Origin of the sequence: Megasphaera sueciensis, assembly GCF_050219315.1 — a bacterium.
Taxonomy (GTDB): Bacteria; Bacillota; Negativicutes; order Veillonellales; family Megasphaeraceae; genus Megasphaera_A; species Megasphaera_A sueciensis.
The window spans coordinates 2,243,457-2,257,994 of record NZ_CP116939.1; the positions used below are offsets into that span (position 1 = coordinate 2,243,457).

At 38.3% G+C, this 14,538-nt stretch carries 24 protein-coding genes and 1 tRNA gene; all 25 read left to right on the forward strand.

From position 1 onward, the window contains the following. The first annotated feature begins 32 nt into the window (after positions 1 to 32). The 25 genes from NXG62_RS10710 (at position 33) to NXG62_RS10830 (ending at position 14,537) form a co-directional block, all read left to right on the forward strand. The gene (locus NXG62_RS10710) at positions 33 to 359 is read left to right on the forward strand and encodes a hypothetical protein (protein ID WP_427112399.1); all 327 of its coding nucleotides are present in this window, start codon (positions 33 to 35) and stop codon (positions 357 to 359) included. A 168-nt stretch (positions 360 to 527) separates the two neighbouring features. Then, entirely contained in the window at positions 528 to 815 is a 288-nt protein-coding gene (locus NXG62_RS10715; protein ID WP_427112400.1) for a hypothetical protein, read from the forward strand. A 1-nt stretch (position 816) separates the two neighbouring features. Then, a complete protein-coding gene (locus tag NXG62_RS10720; protein ID WP_427112401.1) occupies positions 817 to 1,272 on the forward strand; it encodes a YopX family protein in 456 nt (151 codons plus the stop codon). After that, positions 1,272 to 1,547 (forward strand): hypothetical protein, encoded by a 276-nt coding sequence (locus NXG62_RS10725; RefSeq protein WP_427112402.1) that lies wholly within the window; start codon positions 1,272 to 1,274, stop codon positions 1,545 to 1,547. Before NXG62_RS10720 ends, NXG62_RS10725 begins: the two co-directional genes overlap by 1 nt. Before the next feature lie 4 nt (positions 1,548 to 1,551). Continuing rightward, a complete protein-coding gene (locus tag NXG62_RS10730) occupies positions 1,552 to 1,713 on the forward strand; it encodes a hypothetical protein (RefSeq protein WP_427112403.1) in 162 nt (53 codons plus the stop codon). Then, on the forward strand, positions 1,710 to 2,333 hold the full coding sequence (locus tag NXG62_RS10735) for a hypothetical protein (RefSeq protein ID WP_427112405.1): 624 nt from the start codon (positions 1,710 to 1,712) through the stop codon (positions 2,331 to 2,333). Before NXG62_RS10730 ends, NXG62_RS10735 begins: the two co-directional genes overlap by 4 nt. Positions 2,334 to 2,347: 14 nt before the next feature. After that, positions 2,348 to 2,533 carry a hypothetical protein gene (locus NXG62_RS10740; protein WP_427112407.1) on the forward strand — a complete coding sequence of 62 codons (186 nt, stop codon included), beginning with the start codon at positions 2,348 to 2,350 and terminating at the stop codon, positions 2,531 to 2,533. Between the two features lie 277 nt (positions 2,534 to 2,810). Then, positions 2,811 to 4,763, forward strand: a complete 1,953-nt coding sequence (locus NXG62_RS10745; protein WP_427112408.1) for an AAA family ATPase — start codon at positions 2,811 to 2,813, stop codon at positions 4,761 to 4,763. 9 nt (positions 4,764 to 4,772) lie between these two features. Next, positions 4,773 to 5,036 carry a hypothetical protein gene (locus NXG62_RS10750; RefSeq protein WP_427112409.1) on the forward strand — a complete coding sequence of 88 codons (264 nt, stop codon included), beginning with the start codon at positions 4,773 to 4,775 and terminating at the stop codon, positions 5,034 to 5,036. Further along, positions 5,037 to 5,249 (forward strand): hypothetical protein, encoded by a 213-nt coding sequence (locus tag NXG62_RS10755; RefSeq protein WP_427112410.1) that lies wholly within the window; start codon positions 5,037 to 5,039, stop codon positions 5,247 to 5,249. It begins immediately after the preceding gene. A 12-nt stretch (positions 5,250 to 5,261) separates the two neighbouring features. Next, positions 5,262 to 6,401: a recombinase RecT gene (locus NXG62_RS10760; protein ID WP_427112411.1), complete on the forward strand. Its 1,140-nt coding sequence runs from the start codon at positions 5,262 to 5,264 to the stop codon at positions 6,399 to 6,401. Further along, positions 6,402 to 7,088 carry an MBL fold metallo-hydrolase gene (locus NXG62_RS10765; RefSeq protein ID WP_427112412.1) on the forward strand — a complete coding sequence of 229 codons (687 nt, stop codon included), beginning with the start codon at positions 6,402 to 6,404 and terminating at the stop codon, positions 7,086 to 7,088. Between the two features lie 16 nt (positions 7,089 to 7,104). Then, positions 7,105 to 7,692, forward strand: coding sequence for a hypothetical protein (locus NXG62_RS10770; RefSeq protein WP_427112413.1), 588 nt, complete (start codon positions 7,105 to 7,107; stop codon positions 7,690 to 7,692). Between the two features lie 12 nt (positions 7,693 to 7,704). Continuing rightward, entirely contained in the window at positions 7,705 to 8,625 is a 921-nt protein-coding gene (locus NXG62_RS10775; protein ID WP_427112414.1) for a Lin1244/Lin1753 domain-containing protein, read from the forward strand. Beyond that, the gene (locus NXG62_RS10780; RefSeq protein WP_427112415.1) at positions 8,576 to 9,151 is read left to right on the forward strand and encodes a hypothetical protein; all 576 of its coding nucleotides are present in this window, start codon (positions 8,576 to 8,578) and stop codon (positions 9,149 to 9,151) included. The genes NXG62_RS10775 and NXG62_RS10780 overlap by 50 nt, the downstream gene beginning before the upstream one ends. Positions 9,152 to 9,153: 2 nt before the next feature. Then, on the forward strand, positions 9,154 to 9,531 hold the full coding sequence (locus NXG62_RS10785) for a hypothetical protein (protein WP_427112416.1): 378 nt from the start codon (positions 9,154 to 9,156) through the stop codon (positions 9,529 to 9,531). After that, the gene (locus NXG62_RS10790; protein WP_427112417.1) at positions 9,528 to 10,004 is read left to right on the forward strand and encodes a RusA family crossover junction endodeoxyribonuclease; all 477 of its coding nucleotides are present in this window, start codon (positions 9,528 to 9,530) and stop codon (positions 10,002 to 10,004) included. The genes NXG62_RS10785 and NXG62_RS10790 overlap by 4 nt, the downstream gene beginning before the upstream one ends. An 8-nt stretch (positions 10,005 to 10,012) precedes the next feature. Then, entirely contained in the window at positions 10,013 to 10,552 is a 540-nt protein-coding gene (locus tag NXG62_RS10795; protein ID WP_427112418.1) for a DNA cytosine methyltransferase, read from the forward strand. Further along, positions 10,527 to 11,312 carry a hypothetical protein gene (locus tag NXG62_RS10800; RefSeq protein ID WP_427112419.1) on the forward strand — a complete coding sequence of 262 codons (786 nt, stop codon included), beginning with the start codon at positions 10,527 to 10,529 and terminating at the stop codon, positions 11,310 to 11,312. The genes NXG62_RS10795 and NXG62_RS10800 overlap by 26 nt, the downstream gene beginning before the upstream one ends. 1 nt (position 11,313) lies before the next feature. After that, on the forward strand, positions 11,314 to 12,360 hold the full coding sequence (locus tag NXG62_RS10805) for a DNA-methyltransferase (protein ID WP_427112420.1): 1,047 nt from the start codon (positions 11,314 to 11,316) through the stop codon (positions 12,358 to 12,360). A 206-nt stretch (positions 12,361 to 12,566) separates the two neighbouring features. Further along, on the forward strand, positions 12,567 to 13,064 hold the full coding sequence (locus NXG62_RS10810; RefSeq protein ID WP_427112421.1) for an RNA polymerase subunit sigma-70: 498 nt from the start codon (positions 12,567 to 12,569) through the stop codon (positions 13,062 to 13,064). A gap of 11 nt (positions 13,065 to 13,075) precedes the next feature. After that, positions 13,076 to 13,402 (forward strand): hypothetical protein, encoded by a 327-nt coding sequence (locus tag NXG62_RS10815; protein WP_427112422.1) that lies wholly within the window; start codon positions 13,076 to 13,078, stop codon positions 13,400 to 13,402. Between the two features lie 58 nt (positions 13,403 to 13,460). After that, the gene (locus NXG62_RS10820; RefSeq protein WP_427112423.1) at positions 13,461 to 13,709 is read left to right on the forward strand and encodes a Lar family restriction alleviation protein; all 249 of its coding nucleotides are present in this window, start codon (positions 13,461 to 13,463) and stop codon (positions 13,707 to 13,709) included. Then, positions 13,706 to 13,966, forward strand: a complete 261-nt coding sequence (locus tag NXG62_RS10825) for a hypothetical protein (RefSeq protein WP_427112424.1) — start codon at positions 13,706 to 13,708, stop codon at positions 13,964 to 13,966. The genes NXG62_RS10820 and NXG62_RS10825 overlap by 4 nt, the downstream gene beginning before the upstream one ends. Positions 13,967 to 14,461: 495 nt before the next feature. Then, positions 14,462 to 14,537, forward strand: a tRNA-Asn gene (locus tag NXG62_RS10830). The last annotated feature ends 1 nt before the right edge of the window (position 14,538 follow it).

Below are 14,538 nucleotides of genomic sequence, written 5' to 3' on the forward strand. Positions count from 1 at the left end.
GGGTGATTATAGCATAAAAAGGAAGTGAGAATATGGACAAAACAGTAATCTCAAAAAAAGACCTTGCTTCTCGTTGGGGCTGTTCGACAAAAGCGGTAGAAGAACGGGAACATATGGGATTGCTGAAACGGTGCCGCGGTCTACCGAATGTTATGTATCGCATGAAAGAAGTATATGAGCTGGAAGGCCTTGACGAAAAAGACCGCCGTGTCATCAGCCCATTTGAGTATCATCAAGCCGTTATTCGGGCTGAAAACGCCGAAGAGAAAGTAAAAGAACTGCGGTGTAAAATGGCTCGGCTCGCCGTCATTATTAACGGGGAGATGGCAGATGAAGCAGAAAGGAAGGTAGAAGCATGAAGCTGATAGAGCGGTTAGCACTCAACGCACATGAAGCCATGGAACAGGAGCTAACGGAAGACCAGAGAAAGAACTTCGAGTTCTGGGTATCCGTTGGCTGTGTGATATTGCTGTATTCCGCAGTTATCGGGGTGTGGGCATGGAGAGTTCATTTAAGGTGGTGAAAGTATGGAAATAGAGGAACTCAATGGAGATGAAATATCTTCTATGGTTAATGAAATCGGTAAGACATTTTATGAAAAGTTTCAAGAACTTATCGTAGATGCTTTTGGGATGTTTGCTGATGATCCTAAACAAGCCATCGGCGATCCGTATGACTGGTGGGTGGAACATCACCAGCACCCGAAAGTACGGTGTCATATACCACGAATTATTAACATCGTTCCTAAAATCAGGCAGAAAATTATCAAGAGTTGGCATTGTGTTCCGGAAGAAATTATAAAAGGAGATGAGTGAGATGGATAACCGTAAAATAAAATTTAGGGTTTGGGATAAAAATCTCAAATTAATGGCAATGGCGAATTGTATTAAATATCCTAGTGACTATGTATATCCGCAAATATATTATCGATATAAAAATAAGCAAACAGGGAAAATAATAGATGAATGTGCTCTTTTTGGCAGCGATGATGGATGCGATACTGTACGAGTTATGCAATACACGGGCTTAAAAGATAAAAACGGGAAGGATGTATACGAGGGGGACATTATACGCACAAAAATGTTTGGAAAAGAAATAGGCAATGCAAATTTTAATGATATTGATTATTTTTCAATTGTTTACAAAGGAGCGTCCTTTAAATTAGAAAATAATACAAGAACTTTTTATTTCACTAAAGAAACGTCTAAAAGTGCAGAAATTATTGGTAATATTTACGAAAATTCAGAATTATTAAAAGGATGTGAAACATAATGAGCGACGACACGATGATAAAGGAATGCGCAAAAGTCGGATTATCCCGTGGGTGCGGAATTGAACCGCCGGAATGGGTGAACGCACCGAAAAAGCCGGCAGAACAGGATATAAAGAAACAGGAAAACCCAGTGCCGGTAATAAAGATGGAACTGTATTTTGAAGTGTCCGACGATTTAAAGAATGCACGGCAAGACCGGAACATGTTTATCGTTATTAACATGCTATTGTTGGCAGCGTGCGTGTATATGTCGTGGCTGTTGGGGGTGTGGTGACTAAATGTTTAAATGGTTAAAGCAAAGAAGTGAGGCAAGGAGAAAGAAAGAAGATGCGATTATCCGCGAATTCAAATTTGGCGTGAGTATTACTGATTTAGCTTTTAATTATCGCGTTACAGAGCAGTATGTAAAAAGAATTGTCGGAAGGGCGGTGAGTAAATGAAAATACTAGTAGCATGTGAAGAAAGCCAAGCGGTCACGATTGAATTGCGCAAACTTGGACATGAAGCATATAGCTGTGACATAGAACCGTGCAGCGGAGGTCATCCTGAATGGCATTTGCAACAAGATGTAATTCCATTACTACAGCAAAAGTGGGATATGATTATTGCTTTCCCGCCCTGCACCTATCTTAGTAATGCAGGAGCATGCCGATTATATCCACAAAAAGGAAAATTAAATATAGACCGCTATAAGAAAGGATTAAAAGCAAAACAATTTTTTATGCAGTTTTATAATGCGGATTGCCAAAAAATTGCAATAGAAAACCCAGTCTCTAGCAAAATATTCAATATGCCTGAATATACGCAGGAAATACAGCCGTACATGTTTGGCCATCCATGCACTAAAAAAACACGTCTATGGCTTAAAGGTTTACCTAAATTAGTCTCTACTAATGTTGTTGATCCTATAGCGCCTTATGTTCCTGCTGGAACTAGCCGGAAAAATAGGAAAAAATATGGATTAGCTAAACGAGGAGATGACGCAAAGAATAGGGCTAAAACATTTACGGGTATTGCTAAAGCTATGGCAGAACAATGGGCCGGAAAATCAGAAAAATGAATGGCGGCGAGTAAATGAAAAAGGCACAGCAGGAAGAAATATTCGTAACACATATCAAAGAAATCGGCATCAAATCGTATAGCAAAATGTACGATCACGGCAATTGGTATTGGGCGTTTACACTGAAGAGCGGAGAACGAAGGTACTGGACTAATTTGTCTCCACAAGGAATGGCTGAGTTGGGGATTAAGGATGAATAGGGGATGAGTAAATGATTAAATGTGGATACGCTACATGTCAAATAGTTAAAGATGCTGTTTGTTGCTATGAATGTAAGGAAAAAAATAGTTGTCCATATAGATGTTCACTATTTGATGATTGTGATGATGACCAACCTGATTTAATTTTAAAACGTTGTGAACGTGCTATAAGCATTTCAGACAACTAAAAAACCGCCTCGGCAAAGGCGGTAAGGTGAAGCTATTAACTATATATTACGTGGTTATTATACCACGATACGGGAGGAAATGACAAATAATGAAAATACTAACGCTAAATTTAGAGAATTTTCGAGGAATAAAGGAACTGACGATTAATTTCGACGGCAAAGACACCGACATATACGGTGCCAACGGAACCGGAAAGACGACAATTGCAAACGCCGTATCATGGTTATTATTCGGCAAAGCCGCAACGGGAGAAAAGGATTTCGACCCGAAGACAACAGGGGCGCACGGACTGCACCATACAGCACAGGCGGTATTCCAGAAAGATAACGGAGCTATCATCTCATTGAAAAAGGATTTCTACGAAGTCTGGAGCAAGAAGAAAGGTTCTCCAGAAAAAACGTTTTCCGGAAACACAACAGATTATTGGATTGACGAAATTCCACATAAAGAAAGCGCATACAACAAAACAATCCAGTCGCTATGTGGTGGCACATTAGAAGCCGCCAAGGTACTTACGATGTATGATTATTTTCCCGAAGTCATGAGTGCAGATGACCGCCGGAAGATGTTATTTGATGTCTGCGGCGATAAAACGGATGAAGACGTAATTAGTAGTAATCCGGCATTGAAAGACCTAGACGCATATCTTACGATACCTGGTACTGTCGATCAGAAATACAGCACTGACGAATACCGTAAGATTGCGACGGAACGAAGGAAGAAAATAAACGAAGAATTAAAGATGTTACCTGCCAGAATCGATGAAGTGACAAAGTCCGTTCCCGAATCTCTGCCGGATGAATCGGCTGTTAAATCCAGAATAGCCGATCTGAGTCAACAAATGGCCGCTGTCGAGGATGCGATCCGAGATATTAAAGACGGAGACACAAACGGGATTGCACTAAAGAAAGAAATTATAAAAAAGCAAAATGAGTTGGAAGAAGAACGGTTAGCATTCAACAAAACGATCAGCGAAGATTACGACGCAAAGTATAACAATCTCAATCAGATGAAAGCGGAGTGCAGAGAACTTTCAAATTCACAGCGCACCATCGAAGATCAAATCAGCACAGGTAAAAACAGGATTGATGTTTTAACCCAGAAACGAGAACAGCTGCTAGCCGAATTTGAAAGCGTTCAGCGGCAGCAGTGGGATAAAGGAAAAGAAACCTGCCCGACGTGTGGACAATCGTTGCCACCCAACAAAGTACAATCTTTACGGGAAGACTTCAATCTCACAAAATCCCGTAAGAAGGAGGATATTAATAACCGAGGGCAAGAATGCAGTCAATCCGTCATAAGTGGCATACAAGAGAAACTGGTGTATTTAGAAGACAGTTTGCACGATGTCAAAACCAAACATGATGAAGCATCTAAAAATATCGAAGATTTAGAAAAGGTTATTGCGAACAAACCTATTTTCGAAGAAACATCGCAGTATAAACGAATTTCGGATCAAATTGCACAGCTCAAAAATTCAGCTGTGGAAAGCGGTTCTGATCAGGATGAATTAATTCTAGCAAAGAACAAGGAAAAAGAATCTATCCAACATTTGATCCAATCCGAGAATTCAGCATTGGCAGATATTGCGGCTGCTGAACGTGCCAAAGCTCGCATCACTGAATTACAGCAGGATCAACGTAAATCAGCCGCCGATTTAGAGCATATCGAAAAAGGGCTGTATCTATGTGACCAGTTCACGAGAACTAAAGCCGATATGATAACCAACAACATCAACAGCAAATTTAATTTTGTCCGGTTCAAACTATTTGATGAATTAATTAACGGCGGTCTAAAAGAATGCTGTGAACCCACTGTACAGAATGCGCAAGGAATGTGGGTTGATTACCGCAGTGCCAACACGGCATCACAGGTAAACGCAGGAATGGACATCATTAGCGTATTGTCCGATTTTTACAACATACACTTGCCGGTATTCATTGACCGTGCGGAAAGCGTAACACATATCAATCATGATGGAATACAGCTTATCCGATTAATTGTGTCGGACGCAGATAAAACGTTACGTATCGAGAATTGAGGTGATTATATGTGGATATTATCGCAAGACAAAAGATTTTTTACAGATAGTAAAAAGCCTATTTTCTTTTCTCTTGAACATATTGGTAGTTCTCCAGAATGGAGTATTTATGCAATTAATAGCTATGATTCACTAATGCATCAATCGACTGGAATTACATTAGGAACATATGAATTAGCAGAAGCCGAATTGGTATTTGAAAAATTGCAAGAATCTATAAGGACACTAGGAGATACTGCTCAATTCGAAATGCCTAGAAAGGATGGTGAGTAAATGAGAAGTCCACGAATTTCAATATATACATACGGCATTCGAAGCAAAATCAAAGAGTTTTGCGTGAATCATAACGCAGAATTTAAGACCATCAAAATTCTTGGAGTAGGTGCGCAGGGAGAAGAAATAAAAGTTAAAATATATCTTCCGAAAGAGTGCTTTGATGATGCGGTGAAGGAATTTAGAAGTAATTTATTTTGTGTAGAAAATTAGGAGGAATGAACAATGGAAGAAAAACAGGTAGCAACGACAAGCGAATTAAATATGAGTGAACGATTCATGAATAAAGTGTTTAATGAATTCGGCGGTAATATTTCCGGAGAACTTCGTATTAGTGATTATCAGCAACAGCTGGTTCAGGGATATTTTATTGTGATTGATAAGTCGCTTAAAATGGGCGAAGAAAAAAGGCTGCATAAGAATGCATATAACGATGACCATAAATATGATAATACATTACCCATGACATGGAATAATGTAAACCTAAACGAATTGGCGTTAGATGTGGTTCATTATGCACGGCTGGGATTAGACATGATGGAACCAAATCACCTTTTCCCCATTCCTTTTAAGAATAAAAGTACAGGTAAATATGATATTACTTTAATGCCGGGATATAACGGGATTAAGTATATTGCCAATAATTACGCATTAGTAAAACCGAAAGATGTACGAATTGAATTGGTGCATAAAAATGATCACTTTAAACCCATCAAAAAAAGCCGTGGCAATGATATAGAAACTTATGAATTTGATATTACAGATCCCTTTGACCGGGGCGAGATAATCGGTGGCTTTGGCTATATTGAATATGACGACGAACGGAAAAATGAATTGATTATGATGTCCATGAAAGACATATTAAAACGCAAACCACAATATGCTAGCGTTGAATTTTGGGGCGGACAAACAACAGAATGGAAAAATAAGAAAAAAGAAACCGTACAAAAAGATGGTTGGCTGGAAGAAATGTGTACTAAAACATTGATTCGCGAAGTATATTCCCCTAAACATATACCTCGTGATCCGAAAAAAGTTGATGATTCGTATCAATATATGAAGCAGCAGGAATTACGTATGCAGGCTATTACGGAAGATGTTCAGCAAGCAATCGACGTGGAAGCAAATAGTATTCCGTTTGAAGAAGAAGCCCAAGCAGAACCACAGCAGTTAACTGAACCCGTTCCAAAACAAAGTGTGCCTGAATCAGAACCGAAAGAAACTGTATCAAATAATCGTCAGAAGAATAAAAAAACAACCAATCCACAAGTTGAAAAACAAGAGCAGCCTGTTGAAGATGAAATAGATCAACTGGGTGATGCTATGTTCGAGGGTTCCGGCACGGCTGCCGGCCCTACGTTTTAAATGAACATCAAAATTCTTGCTTCCGGCAGTAGTGGAAACTGTTATCTGATATCGGACGGGAAAACAACACTATTGCTGGACGCAGGAATCCCATTCAAAAAGATTCAAGAAGGTTGTAATTTCAATACATCGTCTATTGCCGGTTGTCTCATTACACATCGTCACAATGACCACACAAAATCTTTGTCAGAATTAATCAAGAGAGGTTTTGTGACATATTCTAATAAAGATGTAGCCGAAACATTTAAAAACGTCGTAACGGCGAAAATAGGAGTTTTATATCATATTGGTACATTTTCTTTCCGAGCGTTCGAGTGTCAACATGATGTGGAATGTTACGGATACTTGATAGAATCACAAATCACAGGAGAACGGTTACTATATTTTACCGATACCGCGTACATCAAATATAAATTCTCGAATATCAATTACATTATGGCCGAGGCAAATTATGATATCGGCATCATGGCAGGCAATGCAAAATATGGAAATATACCATATTTTGTCGGTGACAGAGTATTACAAACGCATATGAGTATTGATACGTTACTGAATTTCTTGAAAGCCAACGATTTGCGAAATGTAAAAGAAATTTATCTGTTGCACTTAAGTAACGGCAATAGTAACGCGGCAGAATTTAAACGGATGGTGCAAAAAGAAACAGGTGCTATTGTACATGTTTGTTAAACAGGAGGAGATAATCATGGAACAAAACAGCAGTATTCAAATCAATAAAGTGAAGTACAGCGAAAATGCCGGTAAAATAAGCATTGAATTTTCTAAGACGGCAGATGGACACATTGCCGAATATTCCGGTGTATTTGACGAACCGGCTGAACCAGAGTTTTACAACGCGTTATCTTCGCTTCTTGATCCGGTATTAAAAATATTGGAGTTTAATCCGAAGGAATTTAAAGAACGGATTCATCCCTACGGAGTGACATATAAGCACAAAAAAGACGGGGATATGATGGCTATTATATCCAGCAAATTAGATATCGATGAAACGCAGATTGCTATCAATACACCTATCCGATCCTGCGGCGAATCGCAGGAAGATGAAAATAAAACATCTTGTTTTGACCAAGAAACCATCGATAAATTGAAAAATTTACTACATCAGACGGAAAATTATTTAAAAGGAAAGCGGGCGCAGATGTCTTTGTTTGAACAGGACGGTAACGAATCAAAAAAAGATGAAGATCCCTTTCGAGACAATCCACCACAGACGCCGACACACCCGCCTATAGACTGGCAAGAAACGATTGATAATATGTCTCCACACGCGTAGGAGGATTTACTTATGAAAAAGGGAATTGATTATTTCCCTTTAGATGTAGACTTCTTTGAAGATGAAAAGATTCAGCTTGTTTCTGCCAGATTTGGCGTAAAAGGTGAAATACTTACTATTAGATTGCTTACCCGAATTTATCACAATGGGTACTTTATAAAGTGGGATGAAGATGCAGCATTTCTATTTTCGAAAAGCGCGGGTCAAGAAATTACCCCTTCTTTAGCGAATAGTATAGTGTATGACTTGGTTAAACGCGGGTTCTTTGATGAATCCCTTTTTAACTCGCTCCGCATTTTAACATCACGCGGCATACAAGAACGCTTCCTCAAAGCATGTGAGAGAAGGAAATTTGTTGAGATCGATCAATGTATGTTGTTGGTCGATCCGACAGATTTTAAAAATTTAAAAGTAAGCATGTCTTCTTTGAGTATGCATTTAAAAGGAAAATGTAAACATGATGATAACATTTTAGATAAAAATGTAGACATTTTTCAAAAAAACGTAGACATTTCAAAACAAAGTAAAGTAGAGGAAAGTAAAGTAGAGGAAAGTAAAGTAGAAGGAGAAGAAGATACACTCTCCGACTTCCAAAAATTAGTAAAGATATATCAGAATAATATCCATCCTATCAGTAGCCCGATAGAGCGTGATAAGCTTTCTTCTTTATTAGACGATTTTGGACTGGAAATTATAACTAAAGCAATTGAACGTTCTGTGTCCAGGGGAAAACGTAATATCGGATATGTTACAGCTATTCTAAATAACTGGCAGCAGAATGGATATGATGAAGAAAATAAAACGGACAAAAAACAGACCGCTGCAGATAGACGAAAAGCGGATAGAGAGCGCAGGAGAGCGAGGGCGATGGAAATTGACAGCCATGGGAGTGGAGAATGTAATCGAATGGATCCAAAGCGCATACCCGAATGATTCTTGGAAATTGGATAGTCATAATGGTGATGATTTTGGAGATATGCTGGGACGTTCTTTTGCAAAATATACAGATGAAGAAATATTAAACGCAGTCGAAAAGGTAATAGATAACGTTCAGGAGCTACCAAGCGTTGCCACTATTAAAAAATATGCAGATAATGCTAGGCGAGCAAACCGAGTTCCCTATTATCAAGAATTGCCGTTCACAAGACAAAAAGTAGATATGCGTCAGGTGGAAAAAGCAAGATCACAGGTATTTAGCAAAGAAAAAACATATTCACCGGTTATTACTCCAGAACTACGGAATTTTGCAAAGGCTCATTTCCATGACATTACTGATACGTTGATTGCTAAAAATTATTGTGAATTGATTGCTAATATGGAAACTGATTGTATGGAAAACGGATATCCAACGACAATGTGGATGAATAAGAAAACAGGATGCATTGACACAAGAGTTGTTATTCCATGGAATATACGAAAATCTAAAAGTAGTTTTGATAAATTCGGAAAAGAGGAATAATCATGAAAAACTATGTTAAAGAATGGATGAATGACGAAAAAATTAAAAATAATGAAATATTCAGGATAAAAGAAAATAAAGGTATTTATTCAATTCCTAATGATGATAATTTATATAATGTGGATGCTAATTATCCTAACGGTAGAGAAGATAGATTATTAATCAAGCTACTAAAGGGTGAAGCCAAAGTTATTACCAAAAACGATAAAATAAAAGATCACTTCAAAGAGATATTTAAGCTATTGCCGGATGATAGTGATTTTTACTCTAATATTTGTATATCTTCCGTAGTAGAAAATGTAAATTGTCCTTATCGCGGCAAGACTGCGGATTGCAAAAAATGCTGGTTTGAAACAGTTGGAATGGAAGACAAACCATGAGCGTTTACATCAACGAAGAAACAGGTTCTATGTGCATTACTGTATTCGGCGAACCGGTTGCGCAGGAACGACCTCGTTTTTCTGTATTCAGTGGTCAAGTCCACGCTTACGATCCGAAAAAATCGAAGGAATATAAAAATAAGATTTGCGCAGAGACGGTACAGCTCATGAGAATAGCAAAAAAATGCGGCTATAATCTTCCGTATGACTGCCCGTTACAGTTTTGCTTATATGTTTACCGAAGTATTCCAAAATCATTTTCTAAGTCAAAACAGAGAGATGCACGGGAACATAAATTATATGCCGATACCAAACCGGACACCGATAATTATGTCAAGATTGTTTTGGATGGTATGGGCTGGCAAAAATCTAAATTATTATTTACGGACGACAGCCGTATTGTTTCTATCCAGGCAGTGAAACTATATGATGACAAACCGCGGATAGAAGCATGGTTGAAACCGATAGGATAGGTGATTACATGAACATGTTATCGCTATTTAGCGGTGTGGGAATGATCGATCTAGCAGCGTCGTGGTGTGGAATTAATACCGTAGCATTTTGCGAGATAGAAGAATACCCACAAGAAATATTACAAAAACGATTTAAGGGGGTGCCGATATACGATGACGTCATAAAACTTACAGCAGCAAAATTACGACAAGACAGCGTACCTTCCATTGATATCATATGCGGTGGATTCCCTTGTCAGGATGTTAGTACAGCCGGAAAACGAAAAGGGTTCAAAGATGAAGAAGGAAATTGCACTCGATCGGGATTGTGGACTGAGTACGCACGGCTTATTGGCGAAATTAAGCCAAAATGGATTGTGGCTGAAAATGTACGGGGATTACTGTCAATCGAAGCTATGGGACGACGAGGGGGAGGATTTGGAATTATTCTGCGAGACTTGGCCGAAATGGGGTATGATGCGGCATGGAGTTGTTACGGAGCTTCAGATGTCGGCGCACCACATAAGCGGGAAAGGGTATTCGTTGTGGCGCACACCAGATGCCAATGAAGGAAATAGAGGTCCAAAATCAAAAGAATTATATGAAGAATGTAAAAAAACTAATAGAATAGCAATTCATTTAATAGATCAGGTGAAGAATATAAAAAAATGGCCAACACCCAGAGCCGGAGATTCTCTAAAACGTGGAAATGTTTCGAATGATCCACGGAACGGATTACCAGGTGCGGTAAAATGGCCAACACCGAAAGCAAAACAAAACGGAGATTGTCCATCAGAACAAAATAGGCATACACCCTATTTGGATTCAGCAATAAAAATGTATCCTACACCCACAAAAAGTGATGTAGAAAAATGGAGTTATAATACCGACCATCAAAGCGGTAAATGTTTAGAAGCGTTAGCCAGAACTAACAAATTAAGCGCAAGTAAAGGTCAATTAAATCCTGATTGGGTAGAAATTTTAATGGGATTGCCGATTGGGTGGACAGATATGGATTGCAATACACCCACACCATGGGAAGGATATCCAGCACCATTAAATGGTGGTATGTGGGGGACGCATACCGCAAGTCATGCAGTACGTAGTGATAATTTTTTATATGGCGATGGAAATATGAATAGGGTTTTATCTCCAGAGGAGGCAATTAAAAAAGATATTAAAAGCAATCAATATGATTACGAACCATCACGAGTAACAACGGTCAGTAAAAATCGAGTAAAGAGACTAAAAGCATTAGGGAATGGATGCGTACCACAGCAAGTATATCCGATATTTCGAGCGATTATGGAGATAGAAGGGAAGATGTGATATGGAGAAAAATAAAATATATTGCGGTGACGCGCTTGAAGTATTAAAAACGTTTCCGGATGAATCTGTAAACTGCTGTGTCACGTCCCCGCCATATTACGGGTTACGTGATTATGGAATGGACGGACAGATAGGATTAGAAATTAATTACAATCTGTACGTCAACAATCTGGAAGCTGTATTATCCGAAGTTAAGCGCGTTCTTAAAAATAATGGTACGCTGTGGCTGAATCTGGGAGATACATATGGACAGAATTGGCGTGGTGGAAGCACTAAGACAGCTACTGAAAAACAATTTAGTAATAAAGGAACTTTAGCATTTATGTCTCACGGAGCATATAAAATACAAGGATTAAAGCAAAAAGAATTACTTGGCATCCCGTGGAAAGTGGCATTTGCACTACAACAAAACGGATGGTACTTACGACAGGATATTATATGGCATAAAACAAACCCTATGCCGGAAAGTGTACGGGATAGATGTACAAAAAGTCATGAATATATTTTTCTCATGACCAAACAGCCGAAGTATTATTTTGACAATGACGCTATCAAAGAACCTTGTGCAGGAATAAACCAAGAGCTACCTGCAGGAAGTGAAGGCGCTTTTGGCCCACAGCAATCACGGCGTAGATTAAAAGGCAATGCGAAAACGTTCCGCGGCGGCGTGTACACCGAAAACAAAAGTTTTGACAATTCAGTACTGCAGGAACGAGATTCCCACGGGAATACTCCCAACATCACTGGACTGCGAAACAAGAGGGATGTATGGGACGTGTCGACAAAAGGTTTCAAAGGAGCACATTTTGCGACATTTCCAGAAGAATTAATTACACCATGCATCTTAGCCGGTTGTCCGGAAGGTGGTATTGTATTAGACCCGTTTTTTGGCAGTGGTACCACGGGTGCGGTAGCATTTAAGCACAATCGGTACTACGTCGGAATTGAACTTAATCCAGAATATGTGAATATGGCAGAACACCGTATTGATTATGTTGCTATGCAAAAATTGGATGACTACATAGGTAGACGCGATGAGAAAAAATAATCATATAAAAACATACCCGAAAAGTCGCTGCGCTTATTGCGGATATGAAGTGTCACAAGATAAATACCACTGGATCCGTGATGAATTTGGCCAACTCGTGCGGAAATGTACCAACGAACGAAAATGCCACCACAGGCGAAGCCGAACTGCAGAGCAGTCGTATAAAAGAGCCATGAAAAATAATTTAAAGGAGGGGGAGATGAACCATGCATCACAATGATTATGTTATTGTAGTCAGACAATATCTCATCCGATATCGAGAATTTATGCAGTACATTGAAAACATTAAGGCCGATATCGAAGATTTAAAAGCGAAGTTACCGCTGGAAGCAGCACCGAAAATTCCATCACTTTCTCCTGCCCCTGGCGGGAGTGATGGGACGAGCCAACAGGAACGTATTTTCTTTGAAAAAGAAGCTATATCGAAGAAAATAGAAAAGCTCGAAGAGGATCTAAGCCAGATCGAGCCAACAATGAACCGATTAAACCGGTCATTAGATGCTTTGGACGAAATGGAACGGATGGTCATAACAATGCGATTAATAAACAACGAATCATGGACACGGGTTGCCGATAAAATCAACACGTCGGAATCTTCCTGCCATCGTAAATTGCGGAAGATTGTAGAACGATTGGCGGGAATGATGTTTGGGCCGGAGGTCATCCCTGTGCAGACGCGATTTGTATTTATTGACAAGAAGTGAGGAGAGATAACATGTTTGATTATGACAAAAAAATTACAGAATTAGAAAATGAAAAACGAGAATTACGAAAAATTATTGATAATTTAGCAAAAGAAAGAAATAAGGCTATAGTTTCTCTTGAACAACAGGAAAATCTGTCTATACAAGCTCTTACGTTTATTGGTTTACGATCTAATAAGTCGATAGAAGAAATGCATGATAAATATAGAACTGATGTTTTATTTAACTCTCTTGTATCGAGGACTTATCAATTAATGAATGAATGTGGATTTACGGAAGATGATATTTATTATGCCGCCATCCTTGCTTTGGAGAAAAAACATGGATTAAAAAAATAAATCTACGGAAGTATTTCCAATTGGACACCTATAGTACCATTGCGAGAAGGTGATTAAAATGAAATTAGTCGAAGAACAGCAACGAGAAGATGAACTAAAGAAAAAATATGGAAATGTATATTTACTTCCGTGTCCCTTCTGCGGTGGTAAAGCGTTTATTGAATGGCCGGGGAAAAGTACAAGAACGTTGCAGCCGATTACATTAGTAGGTTGCATGGAATGTACGGCATCTGTACTTTCGGAGGATACGGAAAAAGCTATAAAATTATGGAACAGCAGATCAACTAAGGAGCTGATTAAAAAATGATTATATATGCTAGATTTTGTAAATATTACAATCAAAAAAATGACATGTATGGAAATAAAAAATGTTTTTGTACACATCCCAGTAAAATAAAATTAGATAATTCATTATGGGGAAAAGTAAAAAGATTTATTTTTGGTAAGAATAATAAATGTAATGCACATCCTGCATATGAAATGTATTGTCCATTGTATGAAGAAAAAACAAAACTAAGTGATAAGCTTAAACAAATAGCCAATGCAAAAAGTAAAGTGAAATGATAATTATTAAAAAGGAGTAAACAAGATGATAAATGGTATTGAGATCATACTTTTAATAATTAACATATTAGGAAGCATAGCTTGTATCTATTTTTTTATAGATTCTATATTATTTTGTGTTAAAGTACACAAAGAAATTAAGAAAATTAAATATTTAGAATTTCCTATGCTGTTTTTATCTCTCTTTCTAATATTGTTATTATTGATATTAGTATTAATTAATGAAATGTTATTAAATTGTGGATAATGTATTTCAATGTGTACAATTTTGATTAAAAACGATTTTTTTTGAACAACATGTGACGGATATTTCGTGATATACTAAAAACGTAAAAATTTAAACACCCCTCGTGCGGTAGGTGGTTAGACCGCACCCATAGCGGACTTATAGTATTTGCCTTGCGCTTGGCGTAGGACAATATTTATGGGCCTGCAACATTTAAGGGCATCCCTCGTAACCCTTCCAAGAATACATGTGGTAATCACGGGGGCCATAGGAATATAGCTCAGTTGGTAGAGCGATTGGCTGTTAACCAATATGTCACAGGTTCGAAGCCTGTTATTCCTGCCAT

What these genes read in the sequence shown, in the direction of transcription:
- NXG62_RS10710 (WP_427112399.1), top strand. Translation starts at nt 33, where the DNA reads ATGGACAAAACAGTAATCTCAAAAAAAGACCTTGCTTCTCGTTGGGGC.
- NXG62_RS10715 (WP_427112400.1), top strand. Translation starts at nt 528, where the DNA reads ATGGAAATAGAGGAACTCAATGGAGATGAAATATCTTCTATGGTTAAT.
- NXG62_RS10720 (WP_427112401.1), top strand. Translation starts at nt 817, where the DNA reads ATGGATAACCGTAAAATAAAATTTAGGGTTTGGGATAAAAATCTCAAA.
- NXG62_RS10725 (WP_427112402.1), top strand. Translation starts at nt 1,272, where the DNA reads ATGAGCGACGACACGATGATAAAGGAATGCGCAAAAGTCGGATTATCC.
- NXG62_RS10730 (WP_427112403.1), top strand. Translation starts at nt 1,552, where the DNA reads ATGTTTAAATGGTTAAAGCAAAGAAGTGAGGCAAGGAGAAAGAAAGAA.
- NXG62_RS10735 (WP_427112405.1), top strand. Translation starts at nt 1,710, where the DNA reads ATGAAAATACTAGTAGCATGTGAAGAAAGCCAAGCGGTCACGATTGAA.
- NXG62_RS10740 (WP_427112407.1), top strand. Translation starts at nt 2,348, where the DNA reads ATGAAAAAGGCACAGCAGGAAGAAATATTCGTAACACATATCAAAGAA.
- NXG62_RS10745 (WP_427112408.1), top strand. Translation starts at nt 2,811, where the DNA reads ATGAAAATACTAACGCTAAATTTAGAGAATTTTCGAGGAATAAAGGAA.
- NXG62_RS10750 (WP_427112409.1), top strand. Translation starts at nt 4,773, where the DNA reads ATGTGGATATTATCGCAAGACAAAAGATTTTTTACAGATAGTAAAAAG.
- NXG62_RS10755 (WP_427112410.1), top strand. Translation starts at nt 5,037, where the DNA reads ATGAGAAGTCCACGAATTTCAATATATACATACGGCATTCGAAGCAAA.
- NXG62_RS10760 (WP_427112411.1), top strand. Translation starts at nt 5,262, where the DNA reads ATGGAAGAAAAACAGGTAGCAACGACAAGCGAATTAAATATGAGTGAA.
- NXG62_RS10765 (WP_427112412.1), top strand. Translation starts at nt 6,402, where the DNA reads ATGAACATCAAAATTCTTGCTTCCGGCAGTAGTGGAAACTGTTATCTG.
- NXG62_RS10770 (WP_427112413.1), top strand. Translation starts at nt 7,105, where the DNA reads ATGGAACAAAACAGCAGTATTCAAATCAATAAAGTGAAGTACAGCGAA.
- NXG62_RS10775 (WP_427112414.1), top strand. Translation starts at nt 7,705, where the DNA reads ATGAAAAAGGGAATTGATTATTTCCCTTTAGATGTAGACTTCTTTGAA.
- NXG62_RS10780 (WP_427112415.1), top strand. Translation starts at nt 8,576, where the DNA reads ATGGGAGTGGAGAATGTAATCGAATGGATCCAAAGCGCATACCCGAAT.
- NXG62_RS10785 (WP_427112416.1), top strand. Translation starts at nt 9,154, where the DNA reads ATGAAAAACTATGTTAAAGAATGGATGAATGACGAAAAAATTAAAAAT.
- NXG62_RS10790 (WP_427112417.1), top strand. Translation starts at nt 9,528, where the DNA reads ATGAGCGTTTACATCAACGAAGAAACAGGTTCTATGTGCATTACTGTA.
- NXG62_RS10795 (WP_427112418.1), top strand. Translation starts at nt 10,013, where the DNA reads ATGAACATGTTATCGCTATTTAGCGGTGTGGGAATGATCGATCTAGCA.
- NXG62_RS10805 (WP_427112420.1), top strand. Translation starts at nt 11,314, where the DNA reads ATGGAGAAAAATAAAATATATTGCGGTGACGCGCTTGAAGTATTAAAA.
- NXG62_RS10810 (WP_427112421.1), top strand. Translation starts at nt 12,567, where the DNA reads ATGCATCACAATGATTATGTTATTGTAGTCAGACAATATCTCATCCGA.
- NXG62_RS10815 (WP_427112422.1), top strand. Translation starts at nt 13,076, where the DNA reads ATGTTTGATTATGACAAAAAAATTACAGAATTAGAAAATGAAAAACGA.
- NXG62_RS10820 (WP_427112423.1), top strand. Translation starts at nt 13,461, where the DNA reads ATGAAATTAGTCGAAGAACAGCAACGAGAAGATGAACTAAAGAAAAAA.
- NXG62_RS10825 (WP_427112424.1), top strand. Translation starts at nt 13,706, where the DNA reads ATGATTATATATGCTAGATTTTGTAAATATTACAATCAAAAAAATGAC.